This window comes from Rugosimonospora africana, from assembly GCF_016862975.1.
In the GTDB taxonomy this organism is placed as follows: Bacteria; Actinomycetota; Actinomycetes; order Mycobacteriales; family Micromonosporaceae; genus Rugosimonospora; species Rugosimonospora africana.
This window is the reverse complement of record NZ_BONZ01000013.1, coordinates 269,339-287,631: the sequence shown is the minus strand read 5'-3', so window position 1 is coordinate 287,631 and position 18,293 is coordinate 269,339. Positions and strand designations below refer to the sequence as shown.

The 18,293-nt window shown below is 69.7% G+C and carries 19 protein-coding genes; 11 read left to right on the top strand and 8 right to left on the bottom strand.

Annotated features, from left to right (window positions below; translation table 11 throughout):
• Positions 1-5: 5 nt before the first annotated feature.
• The 6 genes from Raf01_RS07055 to dnaA all read right to left on the bottom strand — a co-directional run bounded on the left by Raf01_RS07055 (position 6) and on the right by dnaA (position 6,624).
• Positions 6-653: a DciA family protein gene (locus tag Raf01_RS07055; protein WP_203916899.1), complete on the bottom strand. Its 648-nt coding sequence runs from the start codon at positions 651-653 to the stop codon at positions 6-8.
• Positions 589-1,710 (bottom strand): DNA replication/repair protein RecF, encoded by a 1,122-nt coding sequence (gene recF / locus Raf01_RS07050; protein WP_203916898.1) that lies wholly within the window; start codon positions 1,708-1,710, stop codon positions 589-591. The genes Raf01_RS07055 and recF overlap by 65 nt, the downstream gene beginning before the upstream one ends.
• A 25-nt stretch (positions 1,711-1,735) precedes the next feature.
• Positions 1,736-2,614, bottom strand: a complete 879-nt coding sequence (gene gnd, locus Raf01_RS07045) for a phosphogluconate dehydrogenase (NAD(+)-dependent, decarboxylating) (RefSeq protein WP_203916897.1) — start codon at positions 2,612-2,614, stop codon at positions 1,736-1,738.
• Between the two features lie 28 nt (positions 2,615-2,642).
• Positions 2,643-3,773, bottom strand: a complete 1,131-nt coding sequence (dnaN, locus tag Raf01_RS07040; protein WP_203916896.1) for a DNA polymerase III subunit beta — start codon at positions 3,771-3,773, stop codon at positions 2,643-2,645.
• 855 nt (positions 3,774-4,628) lie between these two features.
• Positions 4,629-4,757: a hypothetical protein gene (locus Raf01_RS50505; RefSeq protein ID WP_275412963.1), complete on the bottom strand. Its 129-nt coding sequence runs from the start codon at positions 4,755-4,757 to the stop codon at positions 4,629-4,631.
• 130 nt (positions 4,758-4,887) lie between these two features.
• Positions 4,888-6,624: a chromosomal replication initiator protein DnaA gene (gene dnaA, locus Raf01_RS07035; RefSeq protein WP_203916895.1), complete on the bottom strand. Its 1,737-nt coding sequence runs from the start codon at positions 6,622-6,624 to the stop codon at positions 4,888-4,890.
• A gap of 489 nt (positions 6,625-7,113) precedes the next feature.
• Here dnaA and rpmH point away from each other — a divergent pair, with 489 nt between their 5' ends.
• The 10 genes from rpmH (at position 7,114) to Raf01_RS49400 (ending at position 14,989) form a co-directional block, all read left to right on the top strand.
• A complete protein-coding gene (rpmH, locus tag Raf01_RS07030; protein WP_203916894.1) occupies positions 7,114-7,251 on the top strand; it encodes a 50S ribosomal protein L34 in 138 nt (45 codons plus the stop codon).
• Positions 7,252-7,270: 19 nt separating this feature from the next.
• A complete protein-coding gene (gene rnpA / locus Raf01_RS07025) occupies positions 7,271-7,636 on the top strand; it encodes a ribonuclease P protein component (RefSeq protein ID WP_203916893.1) in 366 nt (121 codons plus the stop codon).
• Positions 7,633-7,899 (top strand): membrane protein insertion efficiency factor YidD, encoded by a 267-nt coding sequence (gene yidD, locus Raf01_RS07020; RefSeq protein ID WP_203916892.1) that lies wholly within the window; start codon positions 7,633-7,635, stop codon positions 7,897-7,899. The genes rnpA and yidD overlap by 4 nt, the downstream gene beginning before the upstream one ends.
• An 18-nt stretch (positions 7,900-7,917) precedes the next feature.
• Positions 7,918-9,105 carry a membrane protein insertase YidC gene (gene yidC / locus Raf01_RS07015; protein WP_203916891.1) on the top strand — a complete coding sequence of 396 codons (1,188 nt, stop codon included), beginning with the start codon at positions 7,918-7,920 and terminating at the stop codon, positions 9,103-9,105.
• Between the two features lie 131 nt (positions 9,106-9,236).
• A complete protein-coding gene (locus tag Raf01_RS07010) occupies positions 9,237-9,806 on the top strand; it encodes a Jag family protein (RefSeq protein ID WP_203916890.1) in 570 nt (189 codons plus the stop codon).
• A gap of 18 nt (positions 9,807-9,824) precedes the next feature.
• Positions 9,825-10,586: a 16S rRNA (guanine(527)-N(7))-methyltransferase RsmG gene (gene rsmG / locus Raf01_RS07005; RefSeq protein WP_373319489.1), complete on the top strand. Its 762-nt coding sequence runs from the start codon at positions 9,825-9,827 to the stop codon at positions 10,584-10,586.
• 369 nt (positions 10,587-10,955) lie between these two features.
• Positions 10,956-12,068, top strand: a complete 1,113-nt coding sequence (locus tag Raf01_RS07000; protein WP_275412964.1) for a ParA family protein — start codon at positions 10,956-10,958, stop codon at positions 12,066-12,068.
• Positions 12,065-13,108: a ParB/RepB/Spo0J family partition protein gene (locus tag Raf01_RS06995; RefSeq protein ID WP_203916889.1), complete on the top strand. Its 1,044-nt coding sequence runs from the start codon at positions 12,065-12,067 to the stop codon at positions 13,106-13,108. Before Raf01_RS07000 ends, Raf01_RS06995 begins: the two co-directional genes overlap by 4 nt.
• Positions 13,109-13,251: 143 nt before the next feature.
• Positions 13,252-14,016 carry a GNAT family N-acetyltransferase gene (locus Raf01_RS06990; protein WP_203916888.1) on the top strand — a complete coding sequence of 255 codons (765 nt, stop codon included), beginning with the start codon at positions 13,252-13,254 and terminating at the stop codon, positions 14,014-14,016.
• A 259-nt stretch (positions 14,017-14,275) separates the two neighbouring features.
• On the top strand, positions 14,276-14,989 hold the full coding sequence (locus tag Raf01_RS49400) for a hypothetical protein (RefSeq protein WP_373319488.1): 714 nt from the start codon (positions 14,276-14,278) through the stop codon (positions 14,987-14,989).
• 77 nt (positions 14,990-15,066) lie between these two features.
• Here Raf01_RS49400 and Raf01_RS06980 read toward each other — a convergent pair whose 3' ends face one another.
• Both Raf01_RS06980 and Raf01_RS06975 read right to left on the bottom strand, forming a co-directional pair.
• The gene (locus Raf01_RS06980) at positions 15,067-16,011 is read right to left on the bottom strand and encodes a D-alanine--D-alanine ligase family protein (RefSeq protein ID WP_203916887.1); all 945 of its coding nucleotides are present in this window, start codon (positions 16,009-16,011) and stop codon (positions 15,067-15,069) included.
• A 70-nt stretch (positions 16,012-16,081) separates the two neighbouring features.
• Complete coding sequence (locus Raf01_RS06975; protein ID WP_203916886.1) at positions 16,082-17,425, bottom strand: aminotransferase-like domain-containing protein; 1,344 nt, start codon at positions 17,423-17,425, stop codon at positions 16,082-16,084.
• Between the two features lie 196 nt (positions 17,426-17,621).
• On the opposite strand from Raf01_RS06975, the gene Raf01_RS06970 reads away from it, so the two are divergent.
• A complete protein-coding gene (locus tag Raf01_RS06970) occupies positions 17,622-18,278 on the top strand; it encodes a GNAT family N-acetyltransferase (protein WP_203916885.1) in 657 nt (218 codons plus the stop codon).
• Positions 18,279-18,293 lie beyond the last annotated feature (15 nt).

Below are 18,293 nucleotides of genomic sequence, written 5' to 3'. Positions count from 1 at the left end.
CCCGGTCAGCCGTACGTGTCGCGCGGCCCGCGACCACGAACCCGCCGGGCCCCGCGGTTCCACGACGGCGCCGCCGGACCGTGGATGTGCAGCTTGGTCACCACGTTGTGACCGACCCGCGCGGCGATGCCGGACAGCAGCTTGCCGGACAGCAGCCGCAGTTGCGTCGCCCAGGCGGTGGATTCGGCCTCGATGGTCAGTTCGCCGTTTTCCAGCTTGGTGGGCCGGCAGTGTTCCGCGATCTCCGCACCGACCACCTTCGGCCAGTCGCCGAACACGGTGGCCTCGGCCGCCGGCCGCTGCCACCCGCGCGACTTGACCAGTTTGGCCAGTACCGTGCCGAACGGCTGCGGATCGCGCGGGTCGGGGCCAGGGCCCGAATAGCCGCGGAGCCGGCGGGTCAGCGGACGGCCCTGCGCGTCGACTCGGCGGGGCCGGGACGATCGGGCGGCGTCCCGGCGCACCTTGGCGGCGTCGAGCACCGCCCGTGCCAGTTCGGGTCCGGTCAGCCGCTGCCCGTCGGCCTCGGGACCGCCCGGGGGCGCGGAGCCGGCCTCGGCCGCCGGCCCGGTCTGCTCTGGCCGTTCCTCAGGCACGGTGCACCTCACCCTCGCTGACCTCGTACCTGGCTCCGCGCAACGCGGCCGGTACATCCTCCGCCACCGCGCACGTGATCAATAGCTGACCGGCCGAGCCGACCAGTTCGGCGAGCCGTTCCCGACGCCCGGCGTCCAGCTCGGCGAACACGTCATCCAGAGCCAGTACCGGCTCGATCCCCTCGGTGCGCAGCAGTTCGTACGCGGCCAGCCGCAGTGCCAGCGCCATCGACCAGGACTCGCCGTGGCTCGCGTACCCCTTGGCCGGCAGCTCGCCGAGCGTCAGCAGGAGATCGTCGCGGTGTGGCCCGACCAGGGTCATGCCGCGCTCCACCTCGCTGGGCCGGGACTCGACCAGCGCGGCCGAGAGCGCCGCCGACAGGGACTCCCGGTCGGCGGGCTCGATCGGTACCCGAGACCGGTACGCGATGCCGGCCCGGCCCCGGCCGGCGGCCACCGCGTCGTATGCCTTGGCGATGTGCGGCCCGAGTGCGGCGCACAGCTCCAGCCGGGCGGCCAGCAGTTCGGCGCCGTGCGACGCGAGGTGCACGTCCCACACGTCCAGCGTGGACAGATCACGGGTACCCGCGCCGGTCTTGCGCGCCAGGTACGCGGTGCGCAGCAGCGCGTTGCGCTGCTTGAGTACCCGCTCGTAGTCAGCGCGTACCCCGGCGTACCTGGGCTGCCGGGCGACCAGGAGATGGTCGAGGTAGTTGCGGCGCTCGGCCGGGTCTCCGCGGACCAGCGCCAGATCCTCGGGAGCGAACAGCACCATGCGCAGCGCGCCCAGCACGTCGCGCGCCCGCCGTACCGGAGAGCCGCCGAGCCGGGCCCGGTTGGCCTTGCCCGGCTCAATGGCCAGCTCGACCGACAGGGACCGGTGCTCGTGCACGATCTCGGATCGGATCACCGCCGACGTGGCACCGGCCCGGACCAGCGGTGCGTCGGTGGCCACCCGGTGACTGTCCAGCGTCGACACGTAGCCGAGCGCCTCGACGAGGTTGGTCTTGCCTACGCCGTTCGGGCCGACCAGCACGCTGCACCCGGGCTCGAACTCGACGACACACCGAGGGTACGAGCGGAAGTCGACGAGTTCGAGCCGTCTGACGTACAAGTCTTTCTCCCGGGGCCGGCGGCCGTTAGCCGATCTCCTTCTTGACCGCGTGCCCGCCGAACTGGTTGCGCAGCGCGGCGACCGCCTTCATGGTGGGCGAGTCCTCCTGCCGCGAGGCGAACCGGGCGAACAGCGAAGCCGCGATGACGTTCAGCGGCACGGCGAGCCGGACGGCCTCGTCGACCGTCCAGCGGCCCTCGCCGGTGTCCTCGGCGTACCCGCGCAGCGTGTCCAGCTTCGGGTCGTCGTCCAGCTGCAGGTCGAGCAGGTCGAGCAGCCAGGAGCGGATGACCGTGCCGGAGCGCCAGGACTTGATCACGGCTGGTACGTCGGTGATGTACTCGGATGCCTCCAGCAGCTCGTACCCCTCGGCGTACGCGTGCATCAGCCCGTACTCGATGCCGTTGTGCACCATCTTCGCGTAGTGGCCGGCGCCCACCGGGCCGGCGTGCGAGAACCCGAACTCGCCCTCGGGCTTGAGCGCGTCGAAGATCGGCTGGGCCTTGGCGACGTCTTCCTTGGCGCCACCGACCATCAGCCCATACCCGTTGGCCAGACCCCACACGCCGCCGGACACGCCGACGTCGAGGTATCCGATCCCGTGCCCGGCCAGGCGCTCGGCGCGCGGCTTGTCATCGGTGAACTTGGAGTTGCCGCCGTCGATGATCAGGTCGCCCTCGTGGAGCACCTCGACCAGCTTGTCGATGGTGTCCTCGGTGAACTGCTGCGGGACCATGATCCAGATAACTCGCGGCATGGTCAGCTTCGCCACCATGTCGGCCAAACCCGGAACGTCGCTCTTCTCCGGATTCGGGTCGTAACCGATGACCTCATGCCCGGCACGGCGGAGCCGCTCGCGCATGTTGCCGCCCATCCGGCCGAGGCCAACCAGCCCGAGCTGCATGGCGTTTCTCCCTTTGTTGCGTTTTGGACTAGGCGCCGATCCGGATCGGCATGATCAGATACCGGTACCCGGGGATGATCTCCCCATTCTCACCGGCCGGAGCCAATACCGCCGGTTTGCGGGGGTCGGTGAGCGAGAGCACAGCGGTCGGTCCGTCCAGCGCCTGCAGGCCCTCCAGAAGGTACCCGGGGTTGAACGCGACCTGCATCGCCTCGCCCTCGTACGTGCAGTCCATGGCCTCGCTGGCCCGCGCGTCCTCGGTGCCGCCGGCCTCGACGATCAGCCCGTCCTCGCTGAACGACAGCCGCACCGGGGTGGTCCGCTCGGCCACCAGCGCGACCCGCCGGACGACCTCGACCAGCGCCGAGACCTGGATCCGGGCCTGCGCGCTGTGGTGATCGGGCAGCAGGTTGCGCACCTTGGGGAACTCCCCGTCGAGCAACCGGCTCGTGGTCCGCCGGGTGCCGCCGACGAGGCCGACCATGCCCTCACCCATGCCACCGCGGGCCAGTGCCAGCGTGACCTCGCCGCCCAGCGGCCCGAGCGTCTTCGCGGTGTCGGCCAGCGTCTTCGCCGGTACCAGCGCCTGGAGGCTGGCCTCGGCGGTGTCCGGGCGCCATTGCAGCTCCTTGATCGCCAATCGGTACCGGTCGGTGGCCAGCAGGGTCATCGTGGAGCCCTCCAGCTCGACCCGGACACCGGTCAGCAGCGGCAGCGTGTCGTCCCGCCCGGCGGCGACCGCCACCTGGGCGACCGCCGAGGCGAAGGTGGCGGCGTCGACGGTGCCCGCGGTCGCCGGCATTTCGGGCAGCGTCGGGTAGTCCTCCACCGGCATGGTGGGCAGCGTGAACCGCGCACTGCCGCAGACCAGCTCCAAGTGCGCGCCGACCGCGGCCACGTCGACCGGCTTGGCCGGGAGCGCCTTGGTGATTTCGGCGAGTAGACGACCGGAAACCAGCGCGGCCCCGTCCGCGTCCGGCGCGACCTCGACCGAGACCTGGCTGGAGACCTCGTAGTCGAAGCCGGAAACGACCAGCTGACCACCTGACACGCGCAGCATCACTCCGGCCAGGACCGGCACCGACGGCCGGCTGGGCAGGCTCTTGGCTGTCCACGCGACGGCGTCAGCGAGCGCGTCACGCTCGACTCGGAACTTCATCTTGTGCCCTCCCGATCCAGGCTGGGGGCCTGGTGGTCACCGGCGGTCCGGGCCGCCGTCCGGTCAAACTCATCGTTTGCCTCTCGCACTGTATGGCGAACGCAAGCTGGCCGTGCACCGACCCCGGCAACTTTGGCACCCGGTTCTTTCCACACGCAGATGATTGCTTTTTGTTTTCTTAGAAGATCTATTTCATCGTCTTCTTCGCACCTGTGCGTTCTGTGGAGAACTGCCATCGGCACTGCTCAGCTCGCATTTCCACAGGTGGGGAGGGTGTGGAACAAGACTGTCTGAAACGGCGACTTGTCCCCAACCCGGCCGGCGCCGGCACACTTGTCCACGGCCGTCCACCGGTTATCCACCTGTTATGCCCAGGATTTACCCCCAGCTGTGGGGAAACGTCGTACACAAGGTGTCCACGGCCAAACGGACACGTCCACATGAGTTCCACACGGCTTCCCCAGGCGGGATCCACACTCTGTGGATAACTTGGGTCGATTGTGGATGGTGACCCACAGGGTGTGGATTGGTTATGACACGCGAAGGGCTACCGACGATGGACCGACCGGTCACCGTCGGTGTGCTCAGCCCGGCTACTTCGGCTCGTCGTCGAGTCGCTGGTCGCGGTACGCGGCCTCGGAGAGCGGCTGGATCGTCCTGAGCCCTGCGTTCCAGCGTTCGGCGGCGACCGTCATCGCCTGGGGCGGCGGGTCATCCCCTGGGCGGCGGCCGTCAACGTCTGGGCGGCGGGTCATCGTCTGGGCGGCGGCCGTCAACGTCTGGGCGGTGGCTTCGAGCCGCTCGGGCTGGACGGCGCAACGAACCTCGTGGCTCTCCTGGTGCTGCCGGCCGCCGTCAGCATCCCCGGGTAACGGCGGACTCGACCAGTACCGAGTTCCCGTCCTCGGCCGGGACGCCCGCGGCGTGCGGCCAGCGGTAGGAGAACGTGCAGCCGCAATAGGAGAAGGTGCGCGCCGGCTCCACCGACCGAGGGTGACCCAGACGGTCATGGTCTGCCGGGTGGCCCCGTCGGCGAACGCCGGCTTGCCCTCGTAGCGGGGCGCCGGCGGACACGGACGGACTGCGGTCGGACTGCGGTCGACTGGCCGCGCGGTCAGGGAGTCTGTTTGATCCGGTTGGTCAGCTCGGCGATCTGGTTGTAGAGCGACCGGCGCTCGGCCATCTGCTGGCGGATCTTCCGGTCGGCGTGCATGACCGTGGTGTGGTCGCGACCGCCGAACGCCTGCCCGATGCGGGGCAGGGACAGGTCGGTGAGTTCCCGGCACAGGTACATCGCGACCTGGCGCGCGTTCACCAGTACCCGCGAGCGGGAGTGGCCGCGCAGGTCTTCCAGGCTGACGCCGAAGTAGTCGGCGGTGGAGGCCATGATCTGGTCGGCGTTGATCTCCGGTCCGGTGCCGTCCGGGATGAAGTCGCGCAGCACCTCCTCGGCGAGCGACAGCTGGACCGGGGAACGGGTCAGGCTGGCGAACGCGGTGACCCGGATCAGCGCGCCCTCGAGTTCACGGATCGAGCTGGAGATCCGGGACGCGATGAACTCCAGCACGTCGGCGGGGGCGGACAGCCGCTCCTGAGCCGCCTTCTTCTGCAGGATGGCGATGCGGGTCTCCAGGTCCGGCGGCTGGATGTCCGCCAGCAGGCCCCACTCGAACCGGGTACGCAGCCGGTCCTCCAGCGTCGCGAGCTGCTTCGGGGAACGGTCGGAGGTGATCACCAGCTGCTTGTTGGAGTTGTGCAGCGTGTTGAAGGTGTGGAAGAACTCCTCCTGGGTGCGCTCCCTGGTCTCCAGGAACTGGATGTCGTCGATCAGGAGAATGTCGACGTCCCGGTACCGGCGCTGGAACGCCTGGGTCTTGTCGTCGCGCAGCGAGTTGATGAAGTCGTTGGTGAACTCTTCGGTCGATACGTACCGGACCGAGCGGGCGGTGCCGAGCGTCGTGGCGTAGTGCCCGATCGCGTGCAGCAGGTGGGTCTTGCCCAGCCCGGAGCTGCCGTAGATGAACAGCGGGTTGTACGCCTTCGCCGGCGACTCAGCGACCGCGACGCTGGCCGCGTGCGCGAATCGGTTCGAGGACCCGATGACGAACGTCTCAAACATGTACTTCGGGTTGAGTCGATTGCCGCCGTCGCTCGGGCCGATCGAGGGCCGGTGGTCGTCCCGGCCGGTGCCGCCGCCACCCGAGGTGACCGGCGGGTGCATCGGCGCGGGCGGGCTGGTCGGCGTCCGCTGCATCGGAGGCGCGGGCGGCATGCTCTGGTACGGGTTGGCCTGCGGCGGCGGGCTGATCCGGCCGTACCGCTGCTCGTACCCGACCTCGTACCCGGTGCGCGGCGGCGGGATTGTCGCCTCTTCGCTGGTCTCCGTGCCCATCCCCGGCTCACGCATGAGCGCGGCGTCGAACAGGGTCGGCTCGGCCGTCCGGGTCACCGGCGCCTGAGCGATGAACGCGGGTACCTCGGGCACGGGCGCGGACATCGGGACCGGCGGCGACACCGGCCGGGGAGGCTCCTCGGGCGCCCGCACGGTGACTGCGACATCTATCCGGCGACCCAACTGCCGGGACAGCGCGTCGGTGATCGCCGGCCGCAGCTTGGACTCGATCACGTCGCGGGTGAACGCGTCCGGAACGGCCACCAGGGCGGTGTCCTCGACGATCGCGCGCAGCCGGGTCAGCCGGAGGTAGGCGCGGTGCTGAGCCGAGCCGATCTCGTCCGTCGCCGCCGCCCACACAGCACCGAGGTCATACGCATCCGCCACCGCCGCACCCCCTGTTGTTCCCAGGCCCGTCCCCCACGGGTACACATCGCGTCCACAGCCCACGCGCGTCATCCACAGCTTTTCCACAGCCTGTGAATCGACTTACTAGGAGCGGTGGGAGAGTGATCTCCCTCGCCGCGCACCCCCTGCCGCCTCGCGTGACGGCACCACGCCATTCCGTTCCGTTCGTCATTTGTCCGGCTTGTCGTTTTTACGCGTGGCCAGCCTCGTCGACATCACCGGCAAGCGGGCAGGTTAACAGCGTTGTCCACACCCTCTCAACCGTTGTCCACATGCTTGTGTCACGCTTGTCCACACCTGGGGTCTATGCGGCTGCGCCAAGTTTCTTCCAGGTCATACCCACCGTTTCCGGAGGATCACGGGACGTATGCGGATGCGCCGGGGCACGGGTCCGCGCCGGTACCGTTTGGGCTGATCAGGCGTCCGGCTGGTAGGCTGGCTCGGAAGCGTGCCCGCAAGTCGGTCACGCAGAATTGTTTGTGGACTTTCTGGATCCTGGTTCGGCGCGCGTCGCCGGACAGTTCTGAGACGGAGCTCGACGTGAGCAAGCGCACCTACCAGCCGAACAACCGCCGGCGCGCGAAGACCCACGGCTTCCGGCTGCGCATGCGCACCCGCGCCGGGCGCGCGATCATCTCGGCGCGCCGGTCCAAGGGCCGCGCCCGCCTTTCGGCCTGAGGGCCGCTGGGGGGATCGGGTGCTGGCCGCCGCGCAGCGGCTCCGTCGCCACGGTGAGTTCGCCTCGACGATCCGTGGCGGTCGGCGTGCTGGTCGTGGCGTGATCGTCGTGCATCTGATGTCCCCGGAGGTCGGCAGTGAACCGGCGCGCTCCCCGCGTGCCGGTTTTGTCGTGCCAAAGTCCGTTGGCGTGGCCGTTGCCCGAAACCTGGTGAAACGGCGCCTGCGGCAACTCGTCCGTGAACGGCTCGGTGACCTGCCGGTGGGTTCGGACCTCGTGGTCCGCGCGCTGCCCGGGGCGGCGACCCGGCCGTACCCGCAGATCGCGGCCGATCTCGACGGCGCGTTAGGCGCCGCTCGCGCTCGTGGGGCGGTGCGGCGATGAGCGTTCAACACGTGCACGCGCGGTCCGGGCCGACCACGCTCGGCGCGAAGGTGTTGACAGCCCCCATCATCGCGTACCGTCGTTGGATAAGCCCGGCACTGCCGGCCCGTTGCCGGTTCTACCCGTCATGCAGCGCATACGCCCTTGAGGCGATTGCGACACACGGCGCGGTGCGTGGACTCCGGCTGGCGGTCTGGCGGCTGCTGCGGTGCCAACCTTTCAATCCCGGCGGGTACGACCCGGTGCCGCCGACTCGACCTTGACGTAACGGGAGTATTGACGTGCTGGATCCCCTCTACAGGGCGATCTCCTGGATCCTGCTGGAGTGGCACGCTCTGTGGAACCTGGCGTTCCACGGCAGCTCGTTCCTGCGTACCAACTGGGAATGGGTCCTGGCGATCGTCTTCCTGGTGCTGAGCATCCGCGCCATCCTGTTCCCGGTCTTCGTCAAGCAGATCAAGTCGCAGCGTGCCATGCAGGCGCTGGCTCCGCAGATCAAGGAGCTCCAGGCCAAGCACAAGGGCGACCGGGAGACGCTCCAGCGGGAAATGATGGAGCTGTACAAGAAGGAGAAGGCCAATCCGCTAATGGGCTGCCTCCCGATGGTGGTCCAGATCCCGGTCTTCATCTCGCTGTTCCACGTGCTGCGCCACCTCAAGCCGACCATGCCGGTACGGCTCCAGACCCTGTACGGCTGGACGACCGCGCAGTTCGAGAGCGCCTCGCACGCGAAGCTCTTCGGCGCGCCGATCGCCGCCTCGTTCCGGTCCAGCTCGACGGACCTCGCGAACATGCACGCCAACGGCACGACCGTGAAGCTGGTGGCCGGCGTGCTGATCGCCACCATGATCATCACGACGTTCATGACCAGCCGGCAGATGATCCTCAAGACCGGTTGGTCGGAGGATCCGCAGCAGAAGATGATCCAGCGCCTGATGCTCTTCGGCATCCCGGTGTCTCTGCTGATCTCCGGTGGCCTGTTCCCGATCGGTGTGGTCATCTACTGGACCACCACCAACCTGTTCTCGCTCGGCCAGCAGTTCTGGGTGCTTCGCAAGTACCCGCCGCCGCCGAACGCCTCCAAGGCCACGACCGGTGCGGCGAAGTCGGGCACCGCGGCCAAGACCGCGAAGCCGGGCGTCAAGGCGGCTCCGAGCGCGGCTGCCAAGGCCCTGGCCCCGAAGCCGGGTGCGAAGCCGGTGGCGAAGAAGGCCGGTGCTCCCGGTGTGAAGAAGGCCGGTGCGCCGGCCGCCGCGAAGAAGGCCGGCACTCCCGAGGTCGCGAAGAAGGTCCCCACCCCCGGGGCGAAGAAGGCTGCCACGCCGAACGGCGCCAACGGCAAGCCGGTGAACGGCGCGTCGGGATCGAACGGCACTCCAGTCGATGACGATGGCCCGACGCTCGCGCCGAAGCCCGGAGCCAAGCCGGTGAACCCGAAGAAGGGGACGGCGAGACGCCTTTCGGGTTGATGCGGACGCCGCCCGCGGGTCCTCGGTGGACCCGCGGGCCGAGCGACGCTCCCCGAGTGAACAGACATCCTCGAACCGATGCTCGATCGGCGTCCGGGGGAAGTGGATCTCAGTAATCCGGAGATGACAACGTGACCGAAACAAGCAGCCCAGCCGCGACGGGGACGGAAAACGCGGGGGACGAGGAGATCGCGGAAGTAGCGGAAGCGACCGAGGAGAAGACCGCGGCGCCGACCAGCGAGGGCGATCTCTTCCGGCAAAGCGAGATCGCCGCGGACTACGTCGAGGGCCTGTTGGACATCCTTGACTACGACGGCGACATCGACGAGCTGATCCAGAACGGTCGCCCGGTGGTCGAGGTGGTCGGCGGGCGCTTGCAGGCCCTGGTCGGGCAGCGCGGCGCCACTCTAGAGGCGCTGCAGGAACTGACCCGGTTGGCGATCTTCCGGCAGACCGGCTCGCCCAGCCGTCTCCTGCTCGACGTCGGCGGGTACCGCGCGGCCCGGCGCAAGGAACTCGGCGCGATCGCCAAGAACGCGGCAGAGAAGGTCAAGGAGTACGGCGAGCCGGTACGGCTGGAGCCGATGTCCGCGTTCGAGCGCAAGTGCGTACACGATGTGATCAACGCACTGGCCGGGGTGGAGAGCGAATCCGAGGGCGTCGAGCCCAGCCGGCGGATCGTGGTTCGGCCGTCGGCATAGCCGGTGTCCACATCTGACATCCCCGAGTCGCCGTCGCCGCTACCCGAGTCGCTGTCACCGGCGGCTCGGGTTCTCTTTGGCGACCGGCTTCCCCTGGCGCGGCAGTACGCCGACCTGCTCGCAACCGATGGCGTGATTCGTGGTCTGATCGGGCCGCGCGAGGCGCCCCGGATCTGGGATCGGCACCTGCTCAACTGCGCCGCCATGGCCGAGCTGGTCCAGGCCGGCGCAGCCGTTGTGGATGTGGGCTCGGGAGCGGGACTGCCGGGCGTCGTTCTCGCTATAGCCCGTCCGGACCTGACGGTCGTCCTGGTCGAGCCGCTCGCCCGGCGCACCCTGTTCCTGACCGAGGCGGTGGCCCGACTCGATCTGCAGGAGCGGGTGTCGGTAGTTCGGGGACGTGCTGAGGAACTCGTCCGCGGCCCCCTGGCCGGACAGGTATCACCCGGCGACGTCGTCACCGCCCGCGCGGTCGCACCGATGGACCGGCTCGCCGCCTGGTGCCTGCCACTCGCCTCGGTCGGTGGCAGGCTGCTCGCGCTCAAGGGCGCCTCGGCGGCCGATGAGGTGGAGACGCATCGCGACGCGATCGGTCGGCTCGGCGGTGGTACGCCGGTGATCCGCGAATGCGGAGCCGGCCTCCTCGAACAGCCGGCGACGGTCGTGGAAGTCGTCCGGGAACGCGAGGTCGAGACGTCACGGCGGGGTACCCGCGCTCCGGCGGGTCGCGCGGAACGGCCGCGTGCGCGGCGGGGCGGTTCGACTCGATCACGTTGGTGACGGTCGTTGTTGACAATGGGCGGACGCCCCCTCTTTCATCCGGAACCGGAGGCGGCCCGTCCTGTTGACTGGTCCGGGTCGCCGGCAGCGTCAGACGCGCCGAGCCGGACTGGTCGAGCCATAGAGCGGAGCGGGAGTGGCGTGGACGCGCTGAGTGGCGGGCTCGACGCGGAGGACGGATCGGGTGGAATTGACCGCTCGAGGCGGCCCGGTGAATCGAATGACGGTGTCGAACACGGCCGACTCTCGGACATCGGTGGCTTAGCGAGTCCGTCACGCCGTAGGCTTGCCGCGCACCGCCGCGTTTATTTCCGGCGTGGTCTACGAGATCGTCGGTCAGATCCATCCACAGCGGGCAGGGATGACAGCGTGCACGAGACTGGTTCTTTCAGCTCACATGGCGCCGGCTCCGCGGAGCCGGAGTATGACGGTTGGGCGGTAGGCGCCGCCGCCGAGCAGCAAACGGCTTCCCGATCCCGCCCCGGTTCCGGTTACGAGGGCGAGCCGGCGGCGGGCGCGCCGGCTGTGGTGCCGTCACCCCGGGCGGAGGCGTCGGACGGTGCCCTCGCCGCGTCGCCCCCCGAACCGGAGGCCGATGTTTCACGTGAAACCGAAGACCCGCCCCTTGCTCAGGAGGCCGAACGGGCTGTGAAAGTACTCAACCCGAGCGGCGAGATCACGATGCCTCGTCCAACCCGGCGACGGGTCGTGTGCGTGGCCAACCAGAAGGGTGGGGTGGGCAAGACCACCACAGCGGTGAACATCGCGGTGGCTCTGGCGCTCCACGGCAACCGGGTACTCGTGATCGATCTGGACCCGCAGGGCAACGCGTCCACCGGACTCAACGTGCCGCATCACGTGGGCGTGCCCGACGTCTATGACTGCCTGATCGACGGCACGGCGCTCGCCGATGTCGCCCAGCAGGTCGACGGGATCCCCAACCTCTCGTGCGTCCCGGCGACGATCGACCTCGCCGGCGCCGAAATCGAGCTGGTCTCCGTGGTCGCTCGCGAATCCCGGTTGGCCCGGGCGATCCAGGCGTCCTCGACCGAGTACGACTACATCTTCATCGACTGCCCACCCTCCCTCGGCCTGCTGACGGTCAACGCGCTGGTGGCCGCGCAGGAGGTCATGATCCCGATCCAGTGCGAGTACTACGCCCTGGAAGGTGTGCAGGCGCTCACGAGCAACATCGCGCTGGTGAAGTCTCACCTCAACCCGGCGCTCGACATCACGACCGTGCTGCTGACCATGTATGACCGCCGTACCCGGCTCGCCGACCTGGTCGAGCAGGACGTCCGGGCGCACTTCGGAGACAAGGTCCTCCATGCGGTCATCCCGCGCAACGTGCGGGTGTCCGAGGCGCCGAGCTACAGCCAGTCGGTGATGACCTACGATCCGGGCTCCAGGGGGGCGATCAGCTACTTCGAGGCCGCGCAGGAGATCGCCGAGCGTGGCGCCAGGGTGGGGGGTCTGGCATGAGCAAGCCGCGTGGTGGTTTGGGCCGAGGGCTGGGTGCCCTGATACCTACGGCCGCCCCTGTGCCGGTCCCGCCGGTACCGCAGTCGGACGTGCCCGCGCAGCCCGTCGCCGTACCGCCCGCCCAGACCGACGCACCGGCTCAGCCGGCGGCTGTACCCGGCACGGCCGCCCCGGCGGCCACTGCCGATCCGGCCGTCGGGCCCGACGATCTGGCCCCGGTACCGGGTGCCCGTTTCGCCGAGGTGTCGGTCGACGCGATCGTGCCCAACCCGAAGCAGCCGCGCAGCGTCTTCGACGACGAGGCGCTCGACGAGCTGAAGGTGTCGATCGAGCAGGTCGGCTTCCTTCAACCGATCGTCGTTCGCGAACTCGGGCCGCAGAAGTACGAACTCGTCATGGGCGAGCGCCGCTGGCGTGCGGCCCAGGCACTGGGGCGGGACGCGATCCCGGCCATCATCCGGGACACCCGCGACGATGCCATGCTGCGCGACGCCTTGCTGGAGAACATCCACCGGGCCAACCTCAACCCGCTCGAAGAGGCTGCGGCGTACCAGCAGCTGCTCGACGAGTTCGGCGCGACGCACGAGGAGCTGGCCCGCCGGATCGGACGCAGTCGTCCGCAGATCTCCAACACGATCCGGCTGTTGAACCTGCCGGCCCCGGTGCAGCGACGCGTTGCCGCCGGTGTCCTCTCGGCCGGCCACGCCCGGGCACTGCTCGGCATTGAACACAGCGAGCGGCAGGAGGAGCTGGCTACCCGGATCGTGGCCGAGGGGCTGTCGGTGCGGGCGACCGAGGAGCTGGTCGCGCTCGCTCTGGCGGACGGGCCGACCAAGCCGACGACGGTCAAGCGTAGGGCGAAGCCGCACGCTCCGGCGCTGACCGACCTCGCCGAGCGGCTCTCCGACCGGTTCGACACCCGGGTGAAGGTCGACATCGGCCGGAGCAAGGGGAAGATCACGATCGAGTTCGCGACGGTCGACGACCTGGAGCGGATCGTTGGCATCATCGGCGTGGAGGGCCGGGGCGGCCAAGCCTGACACCCGATCCACGAAAAAGGCCCGCCGTCGACGGCGGGCCTTTTCTATCCACAGAAGTTATCCACAGGCTGGCTCGTTTCACGTGAAACAGCGCGTGGGAGGGGGTGGCCCCCTGTGGACGACGGATGGGAGACTCCCGAGTCATGGTGGGTTACATGATCCACGCGCGCAACGCGGCGGCGATGTGGTGGGCCCTCGCCGACGGTCATGGTGAGCTTCTGGCGTGGACCAGGCAGGTTCGGATCCTGCAGGCGTCGCCGTACCACGCGCTGCGCGCGATCGTCCTCGACGCGGGGGCCACGTCCGAGGAGACGATGGAAAGAGTCAGGGCTCTGGTGCTCCCCCGGGCGGATCTTCCGCGCCGCATCGTCGAGGATCCGAGCGGCACCCTGGACCTCCAGCCCTACGGGTTCGAGCCACGCTTCCGGATGACCGTGATGCTCCGGCCCCCGGGCGCCGTCGGCGCACCCGCTCGCGACGAGCCCGGCCTGGTGTCCGTCGCCCGGGACACCGAGACGCTGGGGATCGCCGAGCGGGTCATCGCCGCGGTCTTCCCGCCCGCTCGGGTCGAGGCGGACATGTTCGGCCGGACGATGCCGTCCCGGGTTCTCGACATCCCCGGGTGGCAGGTATGGCTCGGCCGGCGCTCCGACGTACCCGCCGGGGCGGCGTACACGTACCACGACGGGGAGAGCCTCGGCGTGTACCAGGTCGCCACGCTCCCGGAGCACCGGTACCACGGAGTCGCCCGGTCGGTGATGGAGAGCATCCTCGCCGCGCACGCGGACGTACCGGTGACGCTGACCGCGACCGATCAGGGCCGCCCGCTTTACGAGAGTCTCGGATTCCACGCGATCAGTGAGGCGGTCTGGTGGGCTCCATCCCCTAGCGGGTGCCCCATCGGATGACGACAGCGGCGCCCGGCTCCGCTAGGTTTGTCTCGTGCCCGACACCCCTGCTAATCTTCCCGACTTCGTTTCCTGGCCGAGCTTTCCCTTCGAGGGCGATCTGCGCGTCAAGCCGCTGGAGCCGATCGCCGACCATGAGCCTCCACGGCAAGGTGAAGACGCCGGTAGCTGCCTCGCGTGCAGCGCACCCGACGAGGCTTACATCTGGGTCAGTGAACGTTGGCGGGTGCGGGCGATGGATCGCCCGACCGGCCTGCCGATGGTCCTGATCCTCGAGTCGCGCTCGCACCTCGATCTCGGCGATCTGCCGAACCTCCTCGCCGCGGAACTCGGCGTGATGACGGTCCGGCTCGAGCGGGCGATCCGGTCACTGGACGGTGTTGCCCGGGTTCACGTGAATCGTTGGGGCGACGGCTCGGCCCACCTGCACCTGTGGTTCCTCGCTCGGCCGACCGGCCGGCTCCAGCTGCGCGGCTCGTTCCTGTCGCTCTGGGACGAGATCCTTCCGCCGATACCGGAGTCGCAGTGGCGGGAGAATCTCGCGCTCGTCGCCGCCTGGCTCGCCGAGTTCGGCGGTCGCCCACTCGCCGAGCCGCCACGGATCGAGTGGCAGGCGCCGTCCACGCTGTTGAGCCAGTCCGAAGCGGTCGCCGCCGGCACCACCGATTCGCCGTTGCTGTCCGACGCGCCTACTCCGCCCGCCGAGCCGGCACAGCCCCGCGAGCCCGCACAGTTCGCCGAGTCCGCACAGCCGACCGCCGTGGTGTCTGGTACAGCCCCGGCGGCCGCGCCCGGGGTGAGGCCACAGCCGGTCGAGGAGACGCGCACGTTCGTCGGCACGGCGCCGGTCGACCAGTCTGTCGGCGCCGCTGCGCGGACCGCCCCCGGTTACGGCGTCCCGGCCGCGCCTCCCGGGTCGCCCGAGGGCTCGAGCCCCGGTGCGCGTCCGGCGACCTCATCGGCGGCCTCGTAGTTGTCGCTCCCCGCGCCTCGTTTCACGTGAAACGGCCCCGCTCCACGGAGCGGGGCCGTTTCGTTCGTAGAGACTGTTCAGCCGCGTTCGATCGCGTGGCTAACGAGCGTCGCGAGGAGCTTGCCGAGATCGAGGCCGGCCGCGCCGACCGCGAGCGGCAGGAGCGAGGTCTCGGTCATGCCGGGCGCCACGTTGACTCCCAGGACTCGAACCTCACCGTCGTGGCCGACGACCAGGTCCACGCGCGACAGGTCGCGCAGTCCCAGCGCCGAGTGCGCGGCCACGGCCAGGTCTGCGACCGTGGCGGCGACCTTCGGTTCGAGTCGGGCCGGCGCGTGCCAGGTGGTGAGCCCGGCGGTGTACCGGGCGGCGTAGTCGTACACGCCGTTCTGCGGAACGATCTCGACGGCCGGCAGCGGCGTCGGGCCCTCACCGGTGTCCACCACCGAGACCGCGATGTCCACACCCGGTACGTACTGCTCGACGAGAGCCGTCTGGTTGTACGCGAAGCACCCGACCATCGCGGCCGGCAACTCGGCGGCGTCGCGTACGACGGCCGCCCCCAGACCGGAACCGCCCTGTGCCGGCTTCACCATCAACGGCAGCCCGAGCCGGTCAACGATGCGGTCGAGCACAGCGACGGCGCCGAGTTCGGAGAACCGGTCGTGCGGCAGCGCGACCCAGTCCGGGGTCGGGATGCCGGACTCGCGGAGCACCGCCTTGGCCGACGGCTTGTCCCAGGCGAGCCGGGACGCGCGCGCGTCACAGCCGACGTACGGCACCCCGCAGAGGTCGAGAACGCCGCGCAACGAACCGTCCTCGCCCGGTGCTCCGTGCAGCGCGATGATGACGGCGTCCGGACGCTCCGAGGCCAGCCTCGGCAGCAGGGTCACATCCGCGTCGCTGAGCGCCGCGTCGACGCCGACTGCGCGCAGCGCGTCGAGTACCCGACGGCCGGAGCGCAGCGACACCTCCCGCTCGTACGACAGACCGCCGGCAAGGATCAGAACATGCGTGTCCATGGCTCTCCTGATTCCGGTTGCCCGTTCGGCGGCATGCCCACTCGGCGCGCCCCGGGCGACCGGGGGTCGATCATTCCAGACCGGGGGCCGGATGGTTCGCGGCGGCCGCGTTGTACGTGCCCGCGGGCGTCCACGACACGGCCGGCCGGGTGCCCGGGGCGGCGGTACCGAACACCTCGCGCATCTTCATCTCTTCGCCCAGTACGCCGGCGAGCCGCCGTACGCCCTCCCGGATCCGCTCCGGAGTCGGGAAGCAGTACGACAGCCGGAGGTGCGAGCCACCCGAGCCGTCCGCGTAGAACCCGGTGCCGGGAACGTACGCGACGCGCGCCGCGATCGCCCGGGGCAGCATCTCCTTGGAGTGCAGCCCCTCGGGCAGCGTCAGCCACACGTAGAAGCCGCCCTTGGGCTGGGTCCAGCGGGTGCCGGGCGGCATCATGTCGGTCAGCGCCGTGAGTAGCGCGTCCCGGCGCTCCCGGTAGATCTCCCGGAACGACTTGATCTGCTCGAGCCAGGGCATCGTGGCGAAGTACGTGGAGATCGCGGTCTGCGCGAACATGCTGGGGCAGAGGATCTGCGCCTCGGACGCGATGACCAGCTTCTCGCGTACCGCGTGCGGAGCCAGGATCCAGCCGACCCGCATGCCCGGCGCGAACGTCTTCGAGAACGTGCCGAGGTAGAGAACGCCGTCCCGGCGGCGGGAACGCAGCGCGGGAACCGGCTCCCCGTCGAAGCCCAGGAGCCCGTACGGATCGTCCTCGATCACCAGGAGACCGGCTCGCTCGGCGATCTCCAGGATCTCCTCGCGCCGGTCTTCGGAGAGCGTCACACCGCCGGGGTTGTGGTACGTCGGCACCGTGTAGAGGAACTTGGCCCGCTTGCCGGCCTTCGCGACCGTGACCAGGGCCTCGGCGAGCGCCGCCGGGATCAGCCCCTCTTCGTCCATCGGTACGTGCACCACGTCGGCCTGGGCGGCCTGGAACACGCCGAGCGCGCCGACGTAGCTCGGCCCCTCGGCGAGCACGACGTCACCCGGGTCGAGAAAGACGCGCGACACCAGGTCGAGCGCCTGTTGCGCGCCGACCGTCACCACCACGTCGTCGGGAGAGGCACCGCCCGTGGCGTCGATGCCGGACAGCGACATGACCTCGCAGATCCGCTCGCGCAGGGCGATGTCGCCCTGGCCGCCGCTGTACTGGAGGGTGGTCGCGCCGTGCTCCGGGCCGCCGATCCGGCCGAGCATCTCGCCCACAGCGTCCAGCGGAAGCGCGGAGACGAACGGTGCGCCGCCGGCCAGGGAGACCACCTCGGGGCGGCTCGTCACGGAGAAGAGGGCTCGGATCTCCGACGCCGTCATGCCACGGACGCGTTGGGCGTACCGATCGGTATAGTCGTCGAGCGTCGTGCCAGTCACGGGCCCTCCCTTGCGGCGCTGCGGCGCCGCGCTGGTCAGCGGCCGCGCTGCCACCCGACCGGCGACCAGGCGCCAGGTTCGTTGATCGTACTCCCGCGGACATCTCCCACAGCAGTCGTTTCCAGCGTACGATTCTGGACTTGGGACAAAGAGGGCGGCGCGTGGCCGAACTCAGGTGGTCTCGAGGGATCTGCCAATGTCGCGACGCCTGGTCAATCTGACCCTTGACACGCTGGAAGACCTGCCGCGTCCGTGCCGGCTGTGCGTCTATTGGGAACTCGATCCGGTGGCCGCCGAGCGCGCCTGCCAGGCGGGTGACCCGGGTCTGGAGAAGGAAGCGTGGGTGTCGCAGACCCTGCTGGAGTGGGGTTCCTGCGGCAAGTTGGTCTACGTGGACGGGATGCCGGCCGGATACGTGATGTTCGCGCCGCCGGCATACGTGCCTCGGTCCATGGCGTTCCCCACGTCGCCGGTCTCGGCGGACGCGGCGCTGCTCATGACGGCGCACGTGGTGCCGCCGTTCGCGGGTGGCGGGCTGGGCCGGATGCTCGTGCAGGGGGTGGCCCGCGATCTGACCAAGCGCGGGATCAAGGCGATCGAGGCGTTCGGCGACGCGAAGTTCGGTGAGTTGGCCGAGGGCGGCGGCTGCCTGGCGCCCGCCGACTACTTCCTGTCCGTGGGTTTCAAGACGGTCCGGCCGCATCCGCGGTTCCCCCGGCTGCGGCTGGAACTGCGCACCGCGATGTCCTGGAAGTCCGACGTCGAGTACGCGCTGGAGAAGCTGCTCGGCTCGATGAGCCCGGAGTCCCTGCTTCGGCCGGTACGCCCGGCCACCAGGTCGACGTCCTCCTAGCGGCCGCCGGCGCCC